The organism is Ancylobacter novellus DSM 506, assembly GCF_000092925.1.
Classification (GTDB): Bacteria; Pseudomonadota; Alphaproteobacteria; order Rhizobiales; family Xanthobacteraceae; genus Ancylobacter; species Ancylobacter novellus.
This window is the reverse complement of sequence record NC_014217.1, coordinates 4,662,672-4,682,714: the sequence shown is the minus strand read 5'-3', so window position 1 is coordinate 4,682,714 and position 20,043 is coordinate 4,662,672. Positions and strand designations below refer to the sequence as shown.

Sequence of the window (20,043 nt, the reverse complement as noted above, 5' to 3'; positions counted from 1 at the left end):
CACATCACGCCTTCGGCGCGACATGCTCTCGCCCATAGCGCCCGCCATTAACCGGCTCGCAAGGTTAATGAGCGACAACCATAAGGCCTGACACGCGAGGGCTTGCCTGTCGCAGGCAAGTCACGCGGCGACAAGGGCCGGGTTGTTGCGTAGGCGCGTATATGTGGGCTGGGACACGGATCAATCGCCACGGGGCCAGGGCTGCCGTGCTGCTTGCCATGATGGTCGGCGGCAGCACCTCCATCGGCCTGCAGGACATACTCGCCCGCATGGCGCATGAGCCCGGCGTGACCGAGCGCGCCCGCCTCTCCATCCTCGGCGGGCCGTTGCACCTGCTCAAGGCCTCGACCTTCATCTGGCCGTCCGCCTCCTCGCTGCTGGCGGGGTCGGCGATCCCCGCGCCGCCCGCTCCCGCGCTCACCGTCGACGTCAACCGCGACGCCAAGACCGACCGGCTGGCGCTGGCGGCCGAGGAGCCGCTGGAGGCCGATCCGTTCGCCGGCGCGGGCGATGCCACCCCCGCGAGCCTTGCCGGTAGTGGCGTCGTCAGCACCGGCTCCGTCGGGATGGGGACCGGCATGGTCGCCGCCTTCGCCGGCGCCGGCACCGACCCTTACGAGGACGGCGAGATCCCCGACGTGGCGGCCGAAACCGAAGGCCTCTATTCCGTTCCCGCCGGCGATCCGACCGGCGATCCCTCGCAGCTCGAACAGGCCGGCCCCGCCGTCGCGCTGGGCGTCGACGGGCACGACATCACCGTGCCGGGCGACGGCGCGCTCGCCGCCATGGACGATGACGAGCCGGGCGACTCCTACGAGCTCGACCCCGATCTGCCACTCTACCGGCAGAACGCCTTCATCTTCGGCCTCGACCAGGCGGCGCTGCCGCCGCAGCCCTTCCTGCACCTCGCCCCTTCCGCCCTGCCGCCGGGCGACAGCGGCACCACCACGGCGGAGAAATCCGGGGACGACGCACTTCGCGTGGCGCGCGGGCCGAGCCCGGCCGAGCGGCTCGGCCTCTCCGGCAAGCGCCGCGACCGCGCCGAGAAGTGCCTCGCCGAGGCGGTCTATTTCGAGAGCCGCGGCGAGCCCAAGCGCGGCCAGGTGGCGGTGGCGCAAGTGGTGATGAACCGGGTCTTCTCCGGCTACTACCCCGCCGACATCTGCCGCGCCGTCTACCAGAATGCCCATCGCCGGCTTGCCTGCCAGTTCACCTTCGCCTGCGACAACATCCGCGACGTGGTGACCGAGCCGCGGCTGTGGAAGCAGGCCAAGGAGATCGCCGCCGACATGCTCGACGGCCTTGTCTGGGACGACAAGGTCGGGCGGGCGACGCACTACCACGCGCGCTCGGTGCGGCCGAACTGGATCCGAGAGATGCGCAAGCTCGACCGCATCGGCGAGCACACTTTCTACCGCCCGCGACGCTGGACGAGCTGAGGGCCATCCCTCAAGTCGTCATCCCGGACGGTCGAAGGCCGATCCGGGATCGTGACCCGATTGGCAAGCTATCCCGGCTCTCCGCTGCGCTTCGGCCGGGAGGACGGGATATCGACAGGCCGAACCTCGGCATACGGCATCGCGCTCCGAGCAACGTCATGCCCGGACTTGTTCCGGGCATCCACGTCTTCCCTCACGACTTTGCGGAGAGGGGGACATCCAACAGCCAAAACGAAAATGCCCGGCGCGAAGCCGGGCATTTCATAACTCATACGACGAAGAGCCGGCGAGCGAAGCTCAGTTCAGCTTCGACTTCACTTCCGACACCGCCTCGCCCAGCACGCGCTCGGCGGTCTCGCCGACGACCTGCGCGGCGAGCAGGGTCTCGGCGGCTTTCACCGCGGCATCGGCCGCGGCGGCCTTCACGTCAGCCAGCGCCTGCGCCTCGGCCTGGGCGATCTTCTGCTCGGCCATCTTGGTGCGGCGGGCGATCATGTCCTCGAGCTTGGCCTTGGTCTCGGCAGCGAGACGCTCGGCTTCCGCCTTGGCGGTGGTGATGATCGCCTCGGCCTCGTCCTCGGCCTCGCGCTGGCGGCGCTTGTACTCGGCGACCAGCTTCTGCGCCTCTTCCTTCAGCTTGCGCGCTTCCTCCAGCTCGTGGCGGATACGCTCGCCGCGGGCGTCGAGCTTGGCGGCGATGCCGGAGAAGGCGCCGGCGCGAGCGACGATCGCCATGAAGATGACGAAGGCGACGGCGACCCAGAGAGTATCACTTCCCATGGCGCGCTCCTCAGCCCTTGATGGCGGTGTCGACCGCCGCCTCGACCGCCTGCGGCGCCGGGGCGGTGCCGATCAGGTTGCCGACGATGGCACCGGCCGCGTCCACCGCGATGCCGCGCACATTAGACATGGCGGCGTCCTTGGTGGCGGCGATCTGCGTCTCGGCCGCGGCCAGCTTGGCGGAAAGCTCCGCCTCCAGCGACTTGCGGCCGGCCTCGCTGTCGGCGGCGAGCTTGTCGCGCGTCTCGGTAGCGATGCCGTGGGCCTTGTTGCGGGCGCTGGCGAGCGCCTGCTCATAGGCGTAGGCGGCGGCCTCGCTCTCGGCCTTCAGCTTGCCGGCCTCCTCGAGGTCGTCCGCGATGCGGTCGTGACGCTCTTCAAGGATGTTGGCGATGCGCGGCAGGGCGATGCGGCTCATCAGCAGGTAGAGCGCGCCAAAGGCGATCGCCAGCCAGATCAGCTGCGAGGGGAAGGTATGGACATCGAAAGGCGGGAAGCCCCCGCCATGCGCTTCCGCCGGCGGCACTGCGATCTCCACGCCTTCATGGGCCGGCGCAGCGCCGTGCACCGCGGGCTCTGCCTGCGCGATGACAAATGTACCGGCCGGACCCTGGGTCTCGGGCATGGTTCAGGCTTCCTTGGTCGATGCGGACGTTGGTTCGAAGCAGGCCGGGCGCGCCATGGACGCGCCCGAGCCCTACTACGTCAGACCACGAAGAGCAGGACCAGCGCGACGACGAGCGCGAAGATGCCGAGACCTTCCGCGAGCGCCGCACCGATGAAGGCGCGGGCGAACTGGCCGTCGGCCGCCGACGGGTTGCGCAGGGCGCCCGAGAGGAAGTTGCCGAAGATGTTACCCACGCCGATAGCGGCAAGGCCCATGCCGAGACAAGCGAGACCGGCGCCGAGGAACTTGGCGGCAATCGGATCCATGGTCTTCTCCTATTGAATTTCGCTGATTGAGTTGAAGGCTGGATTCCCGCGACGCGCCGATCAGTGCCCCGGATGCAGCGCGTCGTTGAGATAGATGCAGGTCAGCACCGCGAAGACGTAGGCTTGCAGCGCGGCGACCAGGAATTCGAGCGCGGTCAGCGCCACCACCATGCTGAGCGGCAGCACGGCGCCGAACCAGCCGACGACGCCGCCCGCGGTCATCATCACGATGAAGCCGGCGAACACCTTCATGGCGATGTGGCCGGCGAGCATGTTGGCGAAGAGACGCAGCGACAGGCTGATGGGGCGCGAGAGGAAGGAGATGACCTCGATCGCGACCATGAAGGGCAGCAGGAAACCCGGCACGCCCGACGGCACGAAGAGATGCAGGAAATGCATGCCGTGGCGGACGAAGCCGTAGATGATGACGGTGAGTATGACGATCGCCGCCAGCGCCGCGGTGACGATGATGTGGCTGGTGACGGTGAAGGTGTAGGGCACCATGCCGACGAAGTTCGCCACCAGCACGAAGATGAACAGCGAAAACACCAGCGGGAAGAACTTCATCCCCTCATTGCCGGCGGTCTGGCGCACGGTCGAGGCGACGAATTCGTAGGAGAGTTCCGCCAGCGACTGCACCCGGCCCGGCACCAAGGTGCGCCCGCGCGTCGCGAAGGTGAGGAAGAAAAACACCAGCGCCACGATGCCGAACATGTAGGCGGCGGAATTGGTGAAGGCGAGCTCGATGCCGCCCGGCGTTCCCAGATCCACAATCTTGACGATCTGGAACTGGTGGATCGGATCGATCACGCTTCCGCTGGCCATCGCCGGTCGCTGCCCTCAATCACGCGACGCCGGATGGCGCCCGTCCCCGTCTTTAAAAGGCGCCGCGAAGCGACGCCGCCGAAACCCTTCACGCCCCGCCCTTCGGCGGCGATGCTTACCGTCCGCCTTTCGGCGGGGTCTTGCGGCCGGTTTCCCCGGCGGCGCGCAGCATGTTCACGATGCTCGCGCCGAAGCCGAGCAGCAGGAACACGATCATTCCCCACGGCGAGGTGCCGAGGAAATAGTCGAAGCCCCAGCCGAGGCCGGCCCCGACCAGAACACCCGCGACGAACTCGCTCCCCAGCCGGAAAGCCAACGTCATCCCCGCAGAGGTCGACGCCCGGTCCGGCGACGCGGAAGCCGCCTTGGCGTCGGCCCGTCGCTCGGCGCGAACCTTGTCCAGTTCGCTGCCCAGCCCGCGAAGCCTGCCGGAAAGCTCGTCATCGGAGATTTCCGGCCGGATCGAGCCGCCCTGGCCGTCCGTCTTGTCCCGGTCGTCCATGATTCACGCTCAAGCCCGACCGAGTAAGGATTTCCCCACCCCGAAGCCGGGCGCACCATAGTGATCACCCCTTGGGGTGTCAAGGACGTGAACACATGTTTCAAGTCATTGAAATGACACATGAAAACTGGCAGGTGGACGCTCTGTCGCAGGCCTGCGCGACCGCTTTCGCACCAAGGGAAGGTGAACGGCGTGTTTTTGGCATGCCAGCGTTCGTGCGGGAATACGGCGAACGCCCCATGACACCCACGACTCCACCCGCGGCGCTGGCCTGCCGTAGCGGCAGAAACCCGACTCAGCTCGCCTCGCGCCAGCTCTCGGCGGTGGCGAGATCGACTGAGACCAGCTTGGAGACGCCGCGTTCGGCCATGGTGACGCCGAACAGCCGGTTCATCCGGCTCATGGTGATCGGGTTGTGGGTGATGGTGACGAAGCGCGTCTCGGTGAGGCGGCGCATCTCGTCCAGCAGGTTGCAGAAGCGCTCGACATTGGCGTCGTCGAGCGGCGCATCGACCTCGTCGAGCACGCAGATCGGCGCCGGATTGGTGAGGAAGACCGCGAAGATCAGCGCCATGGCGGTCAGCGCCTGCTCGCCGCCCGACAGCAGCGAGAGCGACTGCGGCTTCTTGCCCGGCGGCTTGGCGATGATGTCGAGCCCAGCTTCCAGCGGATCGTCCGAATCGGTCAGCACCAGTTGCGCCTCGCCGCCGCCGAACAGCGTGGCGAAGAGCTGGCGGAAATGGCCGTCGACCACGGTGAAGCTCGCCTGCAGCCGCTCGCGCGCCTCGCGATTGAGGCCGTAGATGCCCTGGCGCAGCCGCTTGATCGCCTCGGTGAGATCGTCGCGCTCGGCGGAGAGGCCCTTCTGCTGGCCCTCGACCTCCGACAGTTCCTCCTCGGCGCGCAGATTGACCGCGCCGAGCCGCTCGCGATCTGCCTTGAGTCGGGCGAGTTCCGCCTCGACCGTGGCAAGCTCAGGCATCTGGGCGTCAGGCGCAAATCCGGCGATCTCGTGCGCGCTCTCCGGCGGGCCGTCGAGCATCTCGGCGATCTCGCGTACCAGATCCTCGCGCCGCTGCCGGCCGGCCTCGACACGCGCCTCGCTGCGGGCGTTCTCCTCGCGGGCGGAGGCGAGGGCATCGAGAGCGGCGCGCGCGGCCCTGTCGGCCTCGGCCTGCGCCGCCTCGGCAGCGGCGAGCTGGTCGGCCGCCTCGCGCCGTGCCGCCTCGGCCTTGGAGGTCTCGTCGAGCAGGGCGCGGCGACGAGCAGCGAACTGAACGGGAGCATCGTCGAGCGCGGCGCGCTCGGTCGACGCCTCGGTAAGACGGGCTTCCAGGGCCGCCACGCGCTCCCCGGTGCCGCCGGCACGGGCCTCCCAGGAGGTCCGCTCGGAGGCGATGGTGGTGAGGCGCCGCACACGCTGCTCGCGCTCGCGCACCAGCGCATCCGCCCGGGCACGCGCCTCGGCGAGAGCGGCGCGATCCTGCGCCACCCGGGCCCGCACCTCGGCCAGTAGGGCCTCGCCCTCGACCGCCGGTGGCAGGGTGGCGACGGCCTCACGAGCCTCGGCGAGTCCCGCCGCGCTCTTCTCGCGATCCACCTCCAGCCGGCCGCGATTGGCGGTCAGCGCGGCGAGGCGAGCGGCCTGCTCGGACGCCGCACGCTCGGCGCGGGCGAGGTCGTCGCGCGCCGCCTCCATGGTGCGCAGCGCGGCGCGGCGGGCCTCGCGCGCCGAACTCTCCCGCGATCCGGCGGCGCGCAGCGCGGTCTCGGCCATCTCCAACGCGGCACGGTGGATGGCGACCTCGGCCCGCGCCCCTTCCAGCTCAGCGGCGATGTCGGCGAGCCGGTTGCGCTCGGCGAGGCGGCGGGCGGCAGCGGTCGGAGCGTCGGCGGCGGCGTTCAGCCCGTCCCAGCGCCACAGGTCGCCCTCGCGCGAGACGAGGCGCTGGCCGGGCTTCAGCAATGGCGCAAGGCGCGGGCCGTCATGGTTCAGCACCACGCCGATCTGGGCGAGGCGGCGGGCCAGCACCGGCGGCGCCTCGACATAAGCGGCGAGCGGCTCGACGCCCTCGGGCAGCGGCGCATCGCCGCCACTATCGACCAGCGCCCAATGGACCGGCGCAGCGCTATCGGCCGGCGCATCGAGATCGTCGCCCAGCGCGGCGCCGAGCGCGGTCTCGTAGCCGCGCTCCACCCGCACCGCGTCGAGCACCGGCGGCCAGCGGCGGTGGGAGCCTACATCGAGCAGCTTGGCGAGCGTGCGCGCCTCGGTGTCCAGCCGCTGGGCGGCGCGCTCGGCCTCAGCCAGCGGCCGGCGGGCCTGGTCGAGCGCCGCACGGGCAGCGATATGGGCGGTCTCGGCCTCATGCGCGGCGGTCTCGGCGCGGGCGAAGGCCTGCTGCGCCGCCTCCGCTGCCATGCGGCGTTCGTCGAGCCGGGCAGCACCGGCGCTCGCCTCGACCTGCCGCTGCTGCTCGGCGAGTTGGATGAGTTCGCGCTCCAGCCGGGCGAGGCGCTCCGTCTCCTCACGCAGCGCGCGTTCCAGAGTCCCGCGCCGGGCGGCGCGCTCGGCATTGGCAGCGGTCGCTTCTGTAAAGTCGCGCTCGGCATCGGCGAGCTTTGCGGCCGCGGCCTCGCGGCCTTCGACCGCCTCCTCCTCCAGCTGCGCCGCCTCCCCCTGCGCCGCCTCCAGTTCCTCGGCCTCGGTGGCGAGGCGCTGCAGCATCTCGCCGGCGTCGGCGGCAAGAGCGCGCTCGCGTGCCATGTCGCCGCCGAGCTGGGCGAGGCGGCGGTCGAGCTCATCGCGGCGAGCACCGGCGCGGGCCTCCTCGCGGTCGAGCTCACCACGGGCCAGCGTCAGGCGCTGCAATGCGGCAGCGGCGGAGGCATCCGCCTCGCGCAGCGGCGGGATGACATGGGCGGCCACCGCCGCGGCGCGAGCGGCCTCACCCTGTGCCACCGTACGGGCGGCGACCTCGCGGACAGCGAGGTCGAGCGCGCGGCTCGCCTCGCTCAGGCCGCCGGTCGCCTCCAGCCAGCGCAGCCAGAGCAGCGCAGCCTCGTTGCGGCGAATGTCGCCGGAGAGCGCACGGTAGCGCACCGCCTGCCGCGACTGCCGGCGCAGCGCGTCGAGCTGGCCGGTGATCTGGCCGATCACGTCCTCGAGGCGCGTGAGGTTGGTCTCGGCGGCGCGCAGCCGCATCTCCGCCTCGTGCCGGCGCGCGTGCAGGCCGGCGACGCCGGCGGCTTCCTCGAGGATGCGCCGGCGGGCGGCGGGCTTGGCGCCGACGATCTCGCCGATCTGCCCCTGCCGCACCATGGAGGGCGAGCGCGAGCCGGAGGAGGCGTCGGCGAACAGGATCTGCACGTCGCGCGCGCGCACCTCGCGCCCGTTGATGCGGTAGGAGGAGCCGGCCTCGCGCTCGATGCGGCGGGAGATCTCCAGTAGGTCGGCGTCGTTGAACACGGCCGGCGCGGAGCGCTCCGCATTGTCGACGACCAGCACGACCTCGGCGGTGTTGCGCGCCGGGCGGGTGGTGGTGCCGCCGAAGATAACGTCGTCCATACCTTCGGCGCGCATCGCCTTATAAGAGCTCTCGCCCATCACCCAACGCATCGCCTCGACGAGGTTCGACTTGCCGCAGCCGTTCGGGCCCACAATGCCGGTGAGGCCGGGCTCGATCAGCATTTCCGTCGGCTCGACGAAGGTCTTGAAGCCGACAAGGCGCAGCCGGGTGAATTTCATGCCCTGAGCGTGCCGCTGCTGGAACACAAGTTCAAGTGGGCGGCAAGGCTCGATCCACGAGATGTTGCGGTAAAAGCGACATTCGCCATGGACCGAAGCCGGCTGGCGGCCTATGCGGAGGAACGCTTAGCCGGCTCGCCCGAAAAAAGCCGCGACGGGCGGATTGAACGGGCCTTCACATTTCGCGGAATCTTCCTGATGAACGACGCTCCTCGCACGCCGCACGCCACGCCCAGCTTCGACATCGCGGCCGTGCAGAACACGCGCAAGCTGGTGCTCTACGCCATCGGCGCGGTCGCCATCGGTGTGCTGCTGTTCGGCCATTCGGTCTGGCCGGACACTGACGAGCACGGCATGCACGAGATGATCGAGCAGGCCGGCCTGGTGCTGCTCTTCGTCGCCATCATCGGGCGGACCTGGTGCTCGCTCTATATTGGCGGGCGCAAGAAGGCGACGCTGGTGGATGTCGGCCCCTATTCGATCTGCCGCAACCCACTCTATTTCTTCTCCTTCATCGGCGCCGCCGGCGCCGGCGCGCAGTTCGGCAGCCTCACGGCGGCAGCAGCAGGCGCGATCGTCACCGTCCTCGTCTTCGCCGTGGTCGTGCGCAAGGAGGAGCGGTTCCTCGCCGAGCGGTTCGGCGAGACTTACCTTGCCTACAAGGCGCGGGTGCCGCGCTTCGTGCCGGATGTGCGGCTGTGGCGGAACGTCGACACGCTGGAGATCCGGCCGCAGCTGGTAGTGCGTACCTTCATCGACGCCTGCGTCTTCCTCGCCGCCATCCCGGTCGCCGAGGGCATCGAGATCGCCCAGGGACACGGCCTGCTGCCGATCCTGTGGATGGTACCTTGAGCTAGAGCCCTTTCCGTTCGGATGAAACATCCGAACGACAAGAAAGCGCTCGAGATTCAATAGGCGAGAGCATTTCCCGATCAGATGATTCCATATGATCGGGAAATGCTCTAGCGCGGCAGCATCCGCCGCAGCAGCGCCTGTCCCAGCCGGTCGAGACCGAGCGCCACCATGGCGAAGGCGCAGCCGACCATAACGTCGATCAACCGCTCGACGATGTCATGCGCCGCCCCACCCACGCTGCCGGCGACCAGTTCCAAGAGCAGCATGATGAAGGCGGTGAGCGCGGCGGTGCCGAGCGCGCCGTGGAGTTGCTGCGCCGGCCAGCGGATCAGCGCCGCCACCGCCATGCCGACCAGCAGCGCGGCGTGGAAGGGCAGCGCATAGCCATAGACGAGCGCCGCCGCGATGCCGAGCAGGGTGCCGGCCAGCGTCTGCACCATCAGTCGCCGGCTCGACAGCGCATCCGCCCTGAGCACCAGCACGATGGCGATGAGCGCCCAGTAGGGCCGGTGCAGGCCGAGCGTCAGGCTGGTGAGGAAGGCGAGCGGCACGGCGATGGCCACGGCGGCGGCGAATACCCAGCGCTCGCGCTCGGTGGCGCGGAGGCGGGCGAACACCATGGCGAGCGGCGGCGCCGTCGAGGGGCGCAGCAGGCCGGTCAGCGCATCCCAGGCCAGCGAGACTGCCCAGGCATAGAGCACGAAGGCAGCGACCACCGCGACATCCACCGCCTTCAGCGGCGCGTAGAGCGCCCCGACCGCCAACGTGAGGCACATGAAGCGCGCCGCGGCGGCGGCGCTCGGATGGATGCTCTCCACCAGCGCATAGAGCACGCCGACGAGGCCGAAGGCGGCGACGATGAGCGGCATGTCGCCGGCCACCAGCGTACCGATGCCGGTGCCCGCGATCACCACCAGCCCCGCCGCGCCCATCCAGCCGAGCCGGTGCAGCGCTGGTCCGCCCGTGTCCAGCGTGAAGGCGAGGATGCTGGTGACCATGGCGTAGATCATCCAGAAATCCACGCCGACCACGAGACCGGCGCTGATCGGCGCCATCACCGTCAGCGCGAAGCGGATCGAGCGGGCGACGAGCCCGTCGCCATGCCAGCGCGCCCGCGCGGTCTCGCCTTCCGGAACCGGCCGTTCGCGGGAAGTCTCGGCCACGCACTGCTCCTCGCTGTACCGCTTTACCCGGTCTTTACCGTGCCCGACGGAGATTGTGGACACAGTGTTGTTGTGTTGCGTCCTGAGTAGGGTAGCCGTCCATGAAGGTGGTTCGTAACGGGGAGGCCCATCGGGCATCCCGCACCGGCGTCATTCGCCCGTCGGGCCGGCCTTCCGATCTGTCGTCCGAGTTGCCCCTCGACACCATCCTGCGTGGCGACTGCGTCGCCGAGCTGTCGAAGCTGCCGGCCCGCTCGGTCGACATGGTGTTCGCCGACCCGCCCTATAACCTCCAGCTCCAAGGCGAGTTGAAGCGCCCCGATGACAGCCGGGTCGACGCCGTCGACGACGCCTGGGACAAGTTCGAGAGCTTTCAGGCCTATGACGCCTTCACCCGCGCCTGGCTGCTGGCGGTGCGCCGGGTGCTCAAGCCCACCGGTACGCTGTGGGTAATCGGCTCCTACCACAACATCTTCCGCGTCGGCGCGCTCTTGCAGGACCTCGATTTCTGGATCCTCAACGACATCGTCTGGCGCAAGACCAACCCGATGCCGAATTTCCGCGGGCGGCGCTTCACCAATGCGCATGAGACGCTGATCTGGGCCGCGCGCGAGCCGGGTGCCAAGGGCTACACCTTCAATTACGAGGCGCTCAAAGCGGCCAATGAGGACGTGCAGATGCGCTCCGACTGGCTGTTCCCGATCTGCTCGGGCGGCGAGCGGCTGAAAGACGAGGACGGGCGCAAGCTGCACCCGACGCAGAAGCCCGAGGCACTGCTTGCCCGCGTGATCCTGTCCGCTTCCAAGCCCGGCGACGTGGTGCTTGATCCCTTCCTCGGCTCCGGCACCACGGCGGCGGTGGCAAGGCGCCTCGGCCGGCATTTTGTCGGCATCGAACGCGACCCGACCTATGCCGACGCGGCGCAGGCGCGCATCGACGCGGTGGAACCGCTCCCCGACCTCGCCCTCGCCCTTGCGCCGACGGCGCGAGAGGCGCCGCGCGTGGCCTTCAACTCTCTGATCGAACGCGGACTGCTCGCTCCCGGCACGCTCCTGACCGACGCCAAGGCGCGCACGCGGGCTCTGGTGCGCGCCGACGGCACGCTGTCGCTGGAGACGGCGCCGGGCCTCGGCCAGATCGGCTCCATCCACCGCGCCGGCGCGCTGGCGCAGGGGCTCGACGCCTGCAATGGCTGGACCTACTGGCATGTCGAGACCCGCGAGGGACTGAAGCCGATCGACACGCTGCGCGCCGTCATGCGCTCGGAAATGGCGATGGCGGCGGAGTAGCGGCGCCTAGAGCTTCGCCAGCACCTTGCGCATCACGCTGGGAAACGCTTCGGCGTCGAAGCCTTCCGGCCGCACCCAGCGATGCCCGGCTGGTGCCCTTGTCGCGGCCGAAAGGTCGGCGCGCCAGACATCGAGCTCCAGCGCGAAATGGCTGAAGACGTGGGTGACCGGCGCATTGAGCGCGCACCATTGCGCGTTGAGCGGCGCGTGGCCGGCGGGGCTGGCAACGCCGTCGACCTCCCAGGGCGTCGAGGGTACTTCGCTCATGCCACCGAGCAATCCGCTCGCCGGGCGTGAACGCACCAGCACGGCGCCGTCGGCCCGCACGGCGAGGAAGGCGACGCCGCGGCGAGTCGGGCGGGCGGCCTTGGCGGCCTTGAGCGGGTAGACCTCAGGCGCGCCCGTCGCATAGCCGGCGCAATCCGGCCGCCATGGGCAGAGCGCGCAGGCCGGTTTTCGCGGGGTGCAGATGGTGGCGCCGAGGTCCATCATCGCCTGCGCGAAATCGCCATAGCCCTCGTCGGGCAGAAGGGTGAGCGCCAGCGCCCGCAGCTTCGCCCGTGCCTTGGGCAGCGGCTCGTCCACCGCGAAGAGGCGCGCCACCACGCGCTCCCAATTGCCGTCCACCGGCGCGGCGCGGCGGTCGAAGGCGATCGAGGCGATGGCCGCCGCCGTATAGGGGCCGATGCCGGGCAGATCGAGCAGCGCCGCCTCATCCGCCGGGAAGCGCCCGCCATGGCGCGCCACCACGGCCTTCGCGCAGGCATGCAGGTTGCGGGCGCGGGCGTAATAGCCGAGCCCCGCCCAAGCGGAGAGCACCTCTTCCAGCGGCGCGGCGGCGAGCGCCTCCACATCGGGCCAGCGCTTGAGGAAGGCGGCGTAGTAAGGCCGCACCGTCACCACCGTGGTCTGCTGCAGCATGATCTCGGAGAGGAACACGCGATAGGGGGCCTCCCGTTTGCCCGCCTCGGCGCGCCAGGGCAGGCGGCGGCGGTGGCGGTCGTACCAGCCGAGCAGCGCCTCCGGCGGCGGGACGGCTTTGCGCGGCGGGGCGGCGCGTGCGGCTGGATTGGCGGCGGCTGGCATGCGATCCTCGGGCAAGACGCCTGCAAGGTGGCGGCAGAAGCCGCCGTGGGCAAGATGGGACACCGATGGCTCCACCGATACCGCGCCCGCTCGCCGACCTGATCGACGCGACCATCGCGGAGAGCTGCCGCCAGCGCGGCATCGCATCGGTGGAGATCGTCACCCGCTGGGCGGAGATCGTCGGCGAGGTGCTGGCGGCGCGGGCGGTGCCGGTCAAGCTCGCCTGGCCCTCGCGACAGGACAGCCCGGAGCCGGGCGTCCTGCATGTGCGGGTCGAGGGCGGCTTCGCCATCGAATTGCAGCACGACGCGCCGATCGTGATCGAGCGCGTGAACCGCTATTTCGGCTGGCGCTGCATCGGCCGCCTCGCCTTGCGCCAGGGGCCGGTGCCGCGACCGCGCGCCGCGCGCCGGCCTTTCACCGAGCCGGACGCCGACGCTTGCGGCGAGGTCGAGCGCCGACTCGGCCGCACGGTCGGTCCGTTCGAGGATCCGGCGCTCGCCGCTGCGCTGGGGCGGCTCGGCGCGCTCATCGCCCGCGATGCCCGCCGGTGCATCACGCAGCGGTGACGCAACGTCCCGTCGCCCCACCGTTGCCATGTTCGCGCGCTGCCTGTAGGCGCTAGCCCATCAAAAGCCGGCGAGAGCGTCCGGCGCGTCCTGGAGACCGACCATGATCGACCGCCGTCGCTTCCTTGAAGGAGTGGGCACCCTTGCCCTGACCACGGCCGCCATCGCCGCCTTCGGGGCCGGCGATCTCGGCTTCATCGGCCGGGCCGAGGCGCAGTCGGCGGACGAGGCCAAGCTGATGGCGCTGGGCGCCCTGCCCGACCAGGTGCTCGGCAAGGCCGACGCGCCGGTGACCATCGTCGAATACGCCTCGCTGACCTGCAGCCACTGCGCGCATTTCCACGAGACCACCTATCCGGTGCTGAAGTCGAAATATATCGACACCGGCAAGGTGCGCTTCATCCTGCGCGAGTTCCCGCTCGACATCGTCGCCAAGGCCGCCTTCATGCTCGCCCGCTGCGCCGGCGACGGAAAGTACTACCCGATGACCGACACGCTGTTCGAGACGCAGAAGAACTGGGCCTACAGCCAGAATCCGGCGCAGGCGCTGATGGCCATCGCCAAGCAAGGCGGCATGAGCGAGCAGCAGTTCAACGCATGCCTCAACGATGCCAAGCTCGCCGGCCAGATCGACGAGGTGGCCAAGCGCGGCAGCGAGCTCGGCGTCGATGCGACGCCGACCTTCTTCATCAATGGCAAGAAGGTCTCCGGCGCCCTCAGCCCGGAGGACCTCGACAAAGAACTGGCGCCGCTCCTCGGCTCGAACTGAGGCGTAGAGGGACTGCGGCGGCCGGCTGCGGTGCCGCCATCCAGGCCACGCCGTCATCCCGGCCGAAGCGGAGCGCAGAGCCGGGATCGGTCCCCTATGTTTGCACGATCCCGGATCGGCCCTGTGGGCCGTCCGGGATGACGGCTGCGATACGGGCCGCCGCCCCCCCCACTCCTCTCCGTCATACCCTTCGCGCGCGTGCGCCTCACTCCGGCAGGGTGATCCGCCCCTCGGCGTCGAGCGGAAAGCTCGGATTGTGGGCGATCTCCCAGGGATGGCCGTCGGGATCGGCGACATAGCCGATATAGCCGCCCCAGGAAGTCGGGTGCGCCGGTCTCAGCGCGCGCCCACCGGCGGCGACCAGGCGGATCAGCGTGGCGTCGACCTCGGCGCGGCTCGCCCGGTTGCAGGCGAGCGTGATGCCGCCGAACTGCCCGGCGCGGCCGGCCAGCATCCCGGCATCGGTGGCGAGCTCGTGGCGCGGATAGAGCGACAGCACCACCCCGCCCATATCGAAGAAGGCGACGCCCTCCGCCGCCTTCACCTTCCGCTCCAGCCCCAGCGCCTCGTAGAAGGCGATGGCGCGCTTGAGGTCGGTGACGCCTAGCGTGACGAGCGAGAGGCGCAGCGGCGGCATGGCGCGCCTGCGGAAGGCGGCCACCTTGCCGCTCCTCTCCTCGTGTTCGACCGCATCTTGAGGCTCCGCCTCCGGTCCCTTCGCCGGGTCTTCCATGGTCGTGGCGCTCATGTTTCCTCCCCGAACAGCGACAATTGCTCGCCCCGCTTCGGTGGGCGGCTGAAATGACGGGTGGTCAGCTTCGTATGGCGGCGGTTGAGGCCGAGCCGCTCGACGGCGATCTCGAAGCGCCGCGCCATGGTCCAGGCATAGGGCCCCGAGCCGGTCATGCGGTGGCCGAAGGTGGAATCATATTCCTTGCCGCCATGCAGCTCCTTCAGCAGCGATGTTACGTGACGATAGCGGTCGGGGAAATGCGCGAGCAGCCATTCCTTGAACAGGTCGCGGATCTCCAGCGGCACGCGCAGCATCACATAGCCGGCCTCCTTCGCCCCGGCGGCAGCGGCGGCATCGAGGATGCGCTCCATCTCGGCGTCGGTGACGGCGGGAATGACGGGGGCCACCAGCACCGCCACCGGCACGCCCGCTTCCGAAAGTTGGCGGATGGTGTCGATGCGGCGCTGCGGCGTCGTGGCGCGCGGTTCCATGATGCGGGCGAGCTTGTGGTCGAGCGAGGTGACCGAGAGCGCGACCTTGATCAGCCCACGCTCGGCCATGGGGGCGATGATGTCGAGATCGCGCAGCACCAGTGCCGACTTGGTGACGATGCCGACGGGGTGGCCGAAGTCACGCAGCACTTCGAGGATGCGCCGGGTCAGCCGCCATTCGCGCTCGATCGGCTGATAGGCGTCGGTGTTGATGCCGAGCGCGATGGTGCGCGGCTCATAGCCGGGCTTAGAGAGCTCCTTCACCAGGAGCTCCGGCGCGTCCGGCTTGGCGAAAAGCTTGGTCTCGAAATCGAGCCCGGCGGAAAGGCCCTGATAGGCGTGGGTCGGCCGCGCGAAGCAGTAGATGCAGCCATGCTCGCAGCCGCGATAGGGGTTGATCGAGCGGTCGAAGCCGACATCGGGCGAATCGTTGCGGTTGATGATGGTGCGCGGCTTCTCCACCGTGACGCTGGTGCGGAAGGGCGGAAGGTTGTCGAGCGACTGCCAGCCATCGTCGAACGCCTCGCGCGCGCCCGGCTCGAAACGCCCGGCGGCATTGGAGAGCGCGCCGCGACCGCGCCGGCGTTCCTCCTCCACCAGCCAGTCCGGCTTCGGCGCGGGTGGCACCGCATCCATGTCCGACAGGGTCGAGAGGTCGCGGGCGGCAGCACGGTGCTCCTCGTCCCGGCGCACGCGCCGTTCCTCCGCCAGCCGCCCCACATGCTTGGGAGCGGGCCGGGAGACCGGCGGCGCGCCAGCGGCGCGGGGAAGTTCGGGCGATCGGCGTTCCATGGGCGGATTCCTACTCCACCAATGAGAACATATCAAGAACATCCAGCGAATTGTGACGGTCGGGCTATACGCGCGCAAAACGCTGCGATAGGCAGGAAAATGCTGCATCCGTCAGGCCTGCGGGCCTTCTCCAAGCCAAGATCGTCGAAGGGGTGGCTGGGCGCGTGATCTCGGTCGTCATACCCACGCAGGAACCGGCCAAGCTGCTGATCCCGACGCTGGCGGCGCTGGTGCCCGGCGCCGCCGCCGGCATCGTGCGCGAGGTGGTGCTGGTCGATTCGGGCGGCTCGCCGGAGGTCGCGGAGATAGCGGACGCGGCGGGGTGCGAATATGTGGCCGGCCCTGCCGACGAGGGCGAGCGGCTGCGCATGGGCGCGCAGGCGGCGCGCGCACCCTGGCTGTTCTTCCTCGAGCCGAAAGGCCTGCTGCAAGACGGCTGGACGCGCGAGGTGCGCAACTTCACCGACCAGATCGAGCGCACCGGCGTGACCGATGCGAGAGCGGCGACCTTCCGGCTGGCGCTGGATGGCTTCGGCGTCTCGCCCCGCATCAGGGAAGCGGCGGCGGTGCTGCGCCATGCCGTCACCGGCAGGCCACGGCCCGAGCAGGGGTTGCTCATCCACCGGCGCTTCTACGAGGCGATCGGCGGCCACGAAGCCGGGGCGAACACGTCCCGGCGCCTGCTGGGCTGCGTCGGGCGCAACCGGCTGGTGCTGCTGCGCTCGCAGATATTGCTGCCGGACGGCTGACCGCTCAGGCTGACGTCCCAGCCGGCACGCGCAGCTTGCCGCGCTTCAGGTGCTCGTCGAGCCGGGGCAGGATCTCGACGAAATTGCAGGGCTTGTGGCGTATGTCGAGCTGGTGGACGAGGATCTCGTCCCAGCCGTCGCGGCAGGCGCCGGGCGAGCCCGGCAGGCAGAAGATGTAGGTCGAGTTCGCCACCCCGGCGGTGGCACGGCTCTGCAGCGTCGAGGTGCCGATCTTGCCGAACGACACCATGTGGAACACGGTCGAGAAGCCTTCCATGCGCTTCTCGAACAGCGGCTCGATGGCTTCAGGGGTCACGTCACGGCCGGTGAAGCCGGTGCCACCGGTGGTGATGACGACATCGACCGCCGGATCGGCGATCCAGCCGGAGACGCGGGCGCGGATCGCCTCGACGTCGTCCGGCACGATGGCGCGGTCGGCGAGCCGATGGCCGGCCTTCTCCACTCGCTCGACCAGCGTGGTGCCCGAGCGGTCGTCGGCGAAGCTGCGCGTGTCGGAGATGGTCAACACCGCGATGGCGAGCGGCACGAAGGGTGTCTCGGCGATCATCAGATGTTGCCCTGGAAGGTGTTGCACTGCTTCATGGAGCCGGATTTCAACCCCTGCTTGAACCACTTCACCCGTTGCGCCGAGCTGCCATGGGTGAAGCTGTCCGGCACCGCATAGCCCTGCGCCTGCTTCTGCAGCCGATCATCGCCGATGGCGCTGGCGGCGTTCAGCGCCTCCTCGATGTCGCCCTCCTCGAGGATGCGCCACTGCTCGTTGGCGTGATAAGCCCACACGCCGGCGAGGCAGTCGGCCATCAGCTCGACGCGCACCGAGAGCGCATTCGCCTCGGCCTGCGAGGCCTGACGCTGGCGCTGCTGCACCTGCGGCAGGATGCCGATCTGGTTCTCGACGTGATGGCCGACCTCATGGGCGATGACATAGGCGGCGGCAAAGTCGCCCGGCGCGCGGAAGCGGCGTTTCATCTCGTCGAAGAAGGAGAGGTCGAGATAGACCTTCTGGTCGCGCGGGCAATAGAACGGGCCGACGGCCGACTGCGCGGTGCCGCAGGCAGAGCGGGTGACACCGGTGAAGAGCACCATGCCCGGCTCTTGGTAGGTCTCGCCCTGCGCCTTGAAGATCGGCACCCAGACGTCCTCGGTCTGGGCGAGCACGACGGAGGCGAATTCGCCAAGCTTCTTCTCCTCCGGGCTGAGCTGGCGCTGCGTCGGCGCTCCCTGCTGCTGGCTGGTGCCGCCATTGCCATCGCCGAGCAGAATCTCGGCGCCGCCGATCAGCACCGCGGGATTGATGCCGGTCGCCCAGGCGATCAGAGCGACGACAATGAGCCCGCCAATGCCGAGCCCGCCGCGCCCGCCGGGTATGCGACCGCCGCCGAAACCACCCTGCCCGCGCCGGTCCTCGACATTGTCGCTGCGCCGGAAATCCTCCCACCGCATCCTCGTGTCCCTCCGCCGCGTCAGCCTGCCACCACGGTGCGATTGTGATGCACCCGCACCGTGGCGGCAATGCGCCGATGGGCCGCCGGTTCCCGAAGCGTCACGCCGCGAGCGGCTGCGAGGCCGCAAGCCATTGCCGTGCAAGGTTCAGATCGGCCTGCGAAAGACCATGCCCGACGGGGAGCGTGCGATGGTCGAGGCGCGCCCCGGCCGCCGTGAGCTGGGCGACGAGCCGGGCGGCATTCTCCTCCGGCACGATGGGATCGACAGCGCCGGAGAGCAGCAGCACACCCTTGCCTCGCAGGTCCGCCGCCGGCGGATCGGCGAGCGGCACCATGGCGCGCAGCAGCACCGCGCCGGCCAGCACCTCGGGGTGCGTCAGCAGCGTGGCGGCGGCGATATTGGCGCCATTGGAGAAGCCGACCGCGATGGGCGCGGCAATGCCATAGGCCGCACGCGCCTCGCCGACGAAATCCGCCAGTTCGGCGGCGCGGAAACGCACGTCCTCCTCGTCGAACACGCCTTCGCGCAGGCGGCGAAAGAAGCGCGGCGCCCCGCCCTCCAACACCTTTCCGCGCGGCGACAGCAGGGCGGTGCCAGGCGCGATCATCCGGCCAAGCTGGATCAGGTCGCTCTCGTCCCCACCGGTGCCGTGGAGCAGCAGCAGCGGCCGGGCGCCGGCATCGGTGCCGGGCTCGAAGCGATGCACGAAGGAAAGCGCAGTGTCGGTCATGGCAGCCTCCTCGTTCGGGACCTCATTCATGTTCCCTCATCCCCGGGCTTGACCCGGGGACCCAGAGGGACTGGGTGCACCCGGGCACTGGGTGGCCGGGTCAAGCCCGGCCATGAGGGAGACAGATATGCTTGGGAAAAGGCGCCGCCCGGTAAGGGGCGGCGCCATATGGGTTCAGGCGATCTCCGGCAGCACGGCCTCGATCTGGCTGCGGCGGCCTTCGAGGAAGTCCGGCAGCTTGAGCGCTTCGCCGAGCTTGGCCGGCGCCTCGTCCGCGGCGAAGCCGGGAACGTCGGTGGCGATCTCGAACAGCACGTGGCCGGGCTCGCGGAAGTAGACGGACCGGAAGTAGTTGCGGTCCTTCTGCTCCGTGGTGCGGATGCCGTGGTTCTCCACGAGCTTCCTCACCATCTCCTCCTGGCCGGTGTCATCCGCGGCGCGGAAGGCGATGTGATGCACCGAGCCGCCGCCCATGCGGGCGGGGAGGAAGCCGCCGGCTTCATGGATGTCGACGATGCCGCCGATATCCGTGCCCTCGGCCTTGAAGCGCACCAGCGAGCCCTCGCGGCCGATCTCGGTGAAGCCGAAGACATCGGTCAGGATCGCGCCGGTGGGCGCCGCCTCGGCCAGCAGCAGGTTCACGCTGTGGAAGCCGCGGATGGCGTGCTCGGCAGGAACGTCGGTGCCGATCCAGGCCGGCTCGTTCTCCGCGCCGGGGACGCCGACGAGAGCGAGGCGCATGCCGTGCGGGTCCTTGAACGACAGCACGCTCTCGCCGAAGCGCTTCACCGGCGCGCTGTGCGACACGCCCTTCTCGACGAAGCGGTGCGTCCAGTAGCCGAGCGAACCTTCCGGCACGCGGAACGCGGTCTCCTGCGTCTCGCCGATGCCGAGCCGGCCGGGCGCCACATGGTCCCACGGGAAGAAGGTGAGGATGGTGCCGGGCGCGCCGGCCTCGTCGCCGTAATAGAAGTGATAGGTACCCGGATCGTCGAAATTGACGGTCTTCTTGACCAGCCGGAGGCCAAGGGTGCGGGTGTAGAACTCGACGTTACGGCGCGCATTGCCAGCGATCGCCGTCACATGATGGATGCCGTTGCGGTTCATGGTTTGCCCTCCTGTG

The 20,043-nt window shown here is 69.6% G+C and carries 20 protein-coding genes; 6 read left to right on the top strand and 14 right to left on the bottom strand.

Annotation, left to right across the window (positions count from 1 at the left end):
- Window positions 1-161 precede the first annotated feature (161 nt).
- Window positions 162-1,439: a cell wall hydrolase gene (locus tag SNOV_RS22035; RefSeq protein ID WP_013169189.1), complete on the top strand. Its 1,278-nt coding sequence runs from the start codon at window positions 162-164 to the stop codon at window positions 1,437-1,439.
- A gap of 297 nt (window positions 1,440-1,736) precedes the next feature.
- Here SNOV_RS22035 and SNOV_RS22030 read toward each other — a convergent pair whose 3' ends face one another.
- The 6 genes from SNOV_RS22030 to SNOV_RS22005 all read right to left on the bottom strand — a co-directional run bounded on the left by SNOV_RS22030 (window position 1,737) and on the right by SNOV_RS22005 (window position 8,227).
- Window positions 1,737-2,219 (bottom strand): F0F1 ATP synthase subunit B family protein, encoded by a 483-nt coding sequence (locus SNOV_RS22030; RefSeq protein WP_013169188.1) that lies wholly within the window; start codon window positions 2,217-2,219, stop codon window positions 1,737-1,739.
- Window positions 2,220-2,229: 10 nt separating this feature from the next.
- On the bottom strand, window positions 2,230-2,844 hold the full coding sequence (locus tag SNOV_RS22025; protein ID WP_013169187.1) for a F0F1 ATP synthase subunit B: 615 nt from the start codon (window positions 2,842-2,844) through the stop codon (window positions 2,230-2,232).
- A gap of 80 nt (window positions 2,845-2,924) precedes the next feature.
- Complete coding sequence (locus SNOV_RS22020) at window positions 2,925-3,152, bottom strand: F0F1 ATP synthase subunit C (protein ID WP_013169186.1); 228 nt, start codon at window positions 3,150-3,152, stop codon at window positions 2,925-2,927.
- A 60-nt stretch (window positions 3,153-3,212) separates the two neighbouring features.
- Window positions 3,213-3,962 (bottom strand): F0F1 ATP synthase subunit A, encoded by a 750-nt coding sequence (locus SNOV_RS22015; RefSeq protein WP_187291167.1) that lies wholly within the window; start codon window positions 3,960-3,962, stop codon window positions 3,213-3,215.
- Between the two features lie 130 nt (window positions 3,963-4,092).
- On the bottom strand, window positions 4,093-4,479 hold the full coding sequence (locus tag SNOV_RS22010; protein WP_013169184.1) for an AtpZ/AtpI family protein: 387 nt from the start codon (window positions 4,477-4,479) through the stop codon (window positions 4,093-4,095).
- 295 nt (window positions 4,480-4,774) lie between these two features.
- On the bottom strand, window positions 4,775-8,227 hold the full coding sequence (locus SNOV_RS22005) for a chromosome segregation SMC family protein (RefSeq protein WP_013169183.1): 3,453 nt from the start codon (window positions 8,225-8,227) through the stop codon (window positions 4,775-4,777).
- Between the two features lie 198 nt (window positions 8,228-8,425).
- Here SNOV_RS22005 and SNOV_RS22000 point away from each other — a divergent pair, with 198 nt between their 5' ends.
- Window positions 8,426-9,079: a methyltransferase family protein gene (locus SNOV_RS22000; RefSeq protein ID WP_013169182.1), complete on the top strand. Its 654-nt coding sequence runs from the start codon at window positions 8,426-8,428 to the stop codon at window positions 9,077-9,079.
- Between the two features lie 110 nt (window positions 9,080-9,189).
- Here the strand turns inward: SNOV_RS22000 and SNOV_RS21995 are convergent, their stop codons facing one another.
- Window positions 9,190-10,245 (bottom strand): FUSC family protein, encoded by a 1,056-nt coding sequence (locus SNOV_RS21995; RefSeq protein ID WP_013169181.1) that lies wholly within the window; start codon window positions 10,243-10,245, stop codon window positions 9,190-9,192.
- Window positions 10,246-10,346: 101 nt separating this feature from the next.
- Here SNOV_RS21995 and SNOV_RS21990 point away from each other — a divergent pair, with 101 nt between their 5' ends.
- Complete coding sequence (locus SNOV_RS21990; protein ID WP_013169180.1) at window positions 10,347-11,534, top strand: site-specific DNA-methyltransferase; 1,188 nt, start codon at window positions 10,347-10,349, stop codon at window positions 11,532-11,534.
- A 6-nt stretch (window positions 11,535-11,540) separates the two neighbouring features.
- Here SNOV_RS21990 and mutY read toward each other — a convergent pair whose 3' ends face one another.
- Window positions 11,541-12,620: an A/G-specific adenine glycosylase gene (gene mutY / locus SNOV_RS21985; protein WP_013169179.1), complete on the bottom strand. Its 1,080-nt coding sequence runs from the start codon at window positions 12,618-12,620 to the stop codon at window positions 11,541-11,543.
- A gap of 65 nt (window positions 12,621-12,685) precedes the next feature.
- Here mutY and SNOV_RS21980 point away from each other — a divergent pair, with 65 nt between their 5' ends.
- Window positions 12,686-13,189 (top strand): DUF721 domain-containing protein, encoded by a 504-nt coding sequence (locus SNOV_RS21980; RefSeq protein ID WP_013169178.1) that lies wholly within the window; start codon window positions 12,686-12,688, stop codon window positions 13,187-13,189.
- A gap of 103 nt (window positions 13,190-13,292) precedes the next feature.
- On the top strand, window positions 13,293-13,958 hold the full coding sequence (locus tag SNOV_RS21975; protein ID WP_013169177.1) for a DsbA family protein: 666 nt from the start codon (window positions 13,293-13,295) through the stop codon (window positions 13,956-13,958).
- A gap of 205 nt (window positions 13,959-14,163) precedes the next feature.
- On the opposite strand, the gene SNOV_RS21970 is transcribed toward SNOV_RS21975, so the two are convergent.
- Both SNOV_RS21970 and SNOV_RS21965 read right to left on the bottom strand, forming a co-directional pair.
- Window positions 14,164-14,706, bottom strand: coding sequence for a VOC family protein (locus tag SNOV_RS21970; RefSeq protein WP_013169176.1), 543 nt, complete (start codon window positions 14,704-14,706; stop codon window positions 14,164-14,166).
- Window positions 14,703-15,818 carry a PA0069 family radical SAM protein gene (locus tag SNOV_RS21965; protein WP_187291166.1) on the bottom strand — a complete coding sequence of 372 codons (1,116 nt, stop codon included), beginning with the start codon at window positions 15,816-15,818 and terminating at the stop codon, window positions 14,703-14,705. The genes SNOV_RS21970 and SNOV_RS21965 overlap by 4 nt, the downstream gene beginning before the upstream one ends.
- Window positions 15,819-16,138: 320 nt before the next feature.
- Between SNOV_RS21965 and SNOV_RS21960 the strand changes: the two genes are divergently transcribed.
- Entirely contained in the window at window positions 16,139-16,723 is a 585-nt protein-coding gene (locus SNOV_RS21960; protein ID WP_013169174.1) for a glycosyltransferase family protein, read from the top strand.
- Between the two features lie 4 nt (window positions 16,724-16,727).
- Here SNOV_RS21960 and moaB read toward each other — a convergent pair whose 3' ends face one another.
- From moaB to SNOV_RS21940, 4 genes are all read right to left on the bottom strand, one after another.
- The gene (gene moaB, locus SNOV_RS21955; protein ID WP_013169173.1) at window positions 16,728-17,291 is read right to left on the bottom strand and encodes a molybdenum cofactor biosynthesis protein B; all 564 of its coding nucleotides are present in this window, start codon (window positions 17,289-17,291) and stop codon (window positions 16,728-16,730) included.
- A complete protein-coding gene (gene ypfJ / locus SNOV_RS21950; protein WP_013169172.1) occupies window positions 17,291-18,187 on the bottom strand; it encodes a KPN_02809 family neutral zinc metallopeptidase in 897 nt (298 codons plus the stop codon). The genes moaB and ypfJ overlap by 1 nt, the downstream gene beginning before the upstream one ends.
- A 100-nt stretch (window positions 18,188-18,287) precedes the next feature.
- Window positions 18,288-18,920: an alpha/beta hydrolase gene (locus tag SNOV_RS21945; protein WP_041783771.1), complete on the bottom strand. Its 633-nt coding sequence runs from the start codon at window positions 18,918-18,920 to the stop codon at window positions 18,288-18,290.
- Between the two features lie 174 nt (window positions 18,921-19,094).
- A complete protein-coding gene (locus SNOV_RS21940; protein WP_013169170.1) occupies window positions 19,095-20,027 on the bottom strand; it encodes a ring-cleaving dioxygenase in 933 nt (310 codons plus the stop codon).
- Window positions 20,028-20,043 lie beyond the last annotated feature (16 nt).

Excerpts from the sequence above, each read along its gene's own strand:
- SNOV_RS22000 (WP_013169182.1), top strand. The coding sequence starts at position 8,426 with ATGAACGACGCTCCTCGCACGCCGCACGCCACGCCCAGCTTCGACATC.
- ypfJ (WP_013169172.1), bottom strand. The coding sequence starts at position 18,187 with ATGCGGTGGGAGGATTTCCGGCGCAGCGACAATGTCGAGGACCGGCGC.
- mutY (WP_013169179.1), bottom strand. The coding sequence starts at position 12,620 with ATGCCAGCCGCCGCCAATCCAGCCGCACGCGCCGCCCCGCCGCGCAAA.
- moaB (WP_013169173.1), bottom strand. The coding sequence starts at position 17,291 with ATGATCGCCGAGACACCCTTCGTGCCGCTCGCCATCGCGGTGTTGACC.
- SNOV_RS21970 (WP_013169176.1), bottom strand. The coding sequence starts at position 14,706 with ATGAGCGCCACGACCATGGAAGACCCGGCGAAGGGACCGGAGGCGGAG.
- SNOV_RS22010 (WP_013169184.1), bottom strand. The coding sequence starts at position 4,479 with ATGGACGACCGGGACAAGACGGACGGCCAGGGCGGCTCGATCCGGCCG.
- SNOV_RS22035 (WP_013169189.1), top strand. The coding sequence starts at position 162 with ATGTGGGCTGGGACACGGATCAATCGCCACGGGGCCAGGGCTGCCGTG.
- SNOV_RS21975 (WP_013169177.1), top strand. The coding sequence starts at position 13,293 with ATGATCGACCGCCGTCGCTTCCTTGAAGGAGTGGGCACCCTTGCCCTG.
- SNOV_RS22030 (WP_013169188.1), bottom strand. The coding sequence starts at position 2,219 with ATGGGAAGTGATACTCTCTGGGTCGCCGTCGCCTTCGTCATCTTCATG.
- SNOV_RS21940 (WP_013169170.1), bottom strand. The coding sequence starts at position 20,027 with ATGAACCGCAACGGCATCCATCATGTGACGGCGATCGCTGGCAATGCG.
- SNOV_RS22020 (WP_013169186.1), bottom strand. The coding sequence starts at position 3,152 with ATGGATCCGATTGCCGCCAAGTTCCTCGGCGCCGGTCTCGCTTGTCTC.
- SNOV_RS21990 (WP_013169180.1), top strand. The coding sequence starts at position 10,347 with ATGAAGGTGGTTCGTAACGGGGAGGCCCATCGGGCATCCCGCACCGGC.
- SNOV_RS21980 (WP_013169178.1), top strand. The coding sequence starts at position 12,686 with ATGGCTCCACCGATACCGCGCCCGCTCGCCGACCTGATCGACGCGACC.
- SNOV_RS22025 (WP_013169187.1), bottom strand. The coding sequence starts at position 2,844 with ATGCCCGAGACCCAGGGTCCGGCCGGTACATTTGTCATCGCGCAGGCA.
- SNOV_RS21945 (WP_041783771.1), bottom strand. The coding sequence starts at position 18,920 with ATGACCGACACTGCGCTTTCCTTCGTGCATCGCTTCGAGCCCGGCACC.
- SNOV_RS21965 (WP_187291166.1), bottom strand. The coding sequence starts at position 15,818 with ATGGATGCGGTGCCACCCGCGCCGAAGCCGGACTGGCTGGTGGAGGAG.
- SNOV_RS22005 (WP_013169183.1), bottom strand. The coding sequence starts at position 8,227 with ATGAAATTCACCCGGCTGCGCCTTGTCGGCTTCAAGACCTTCGTCGAG.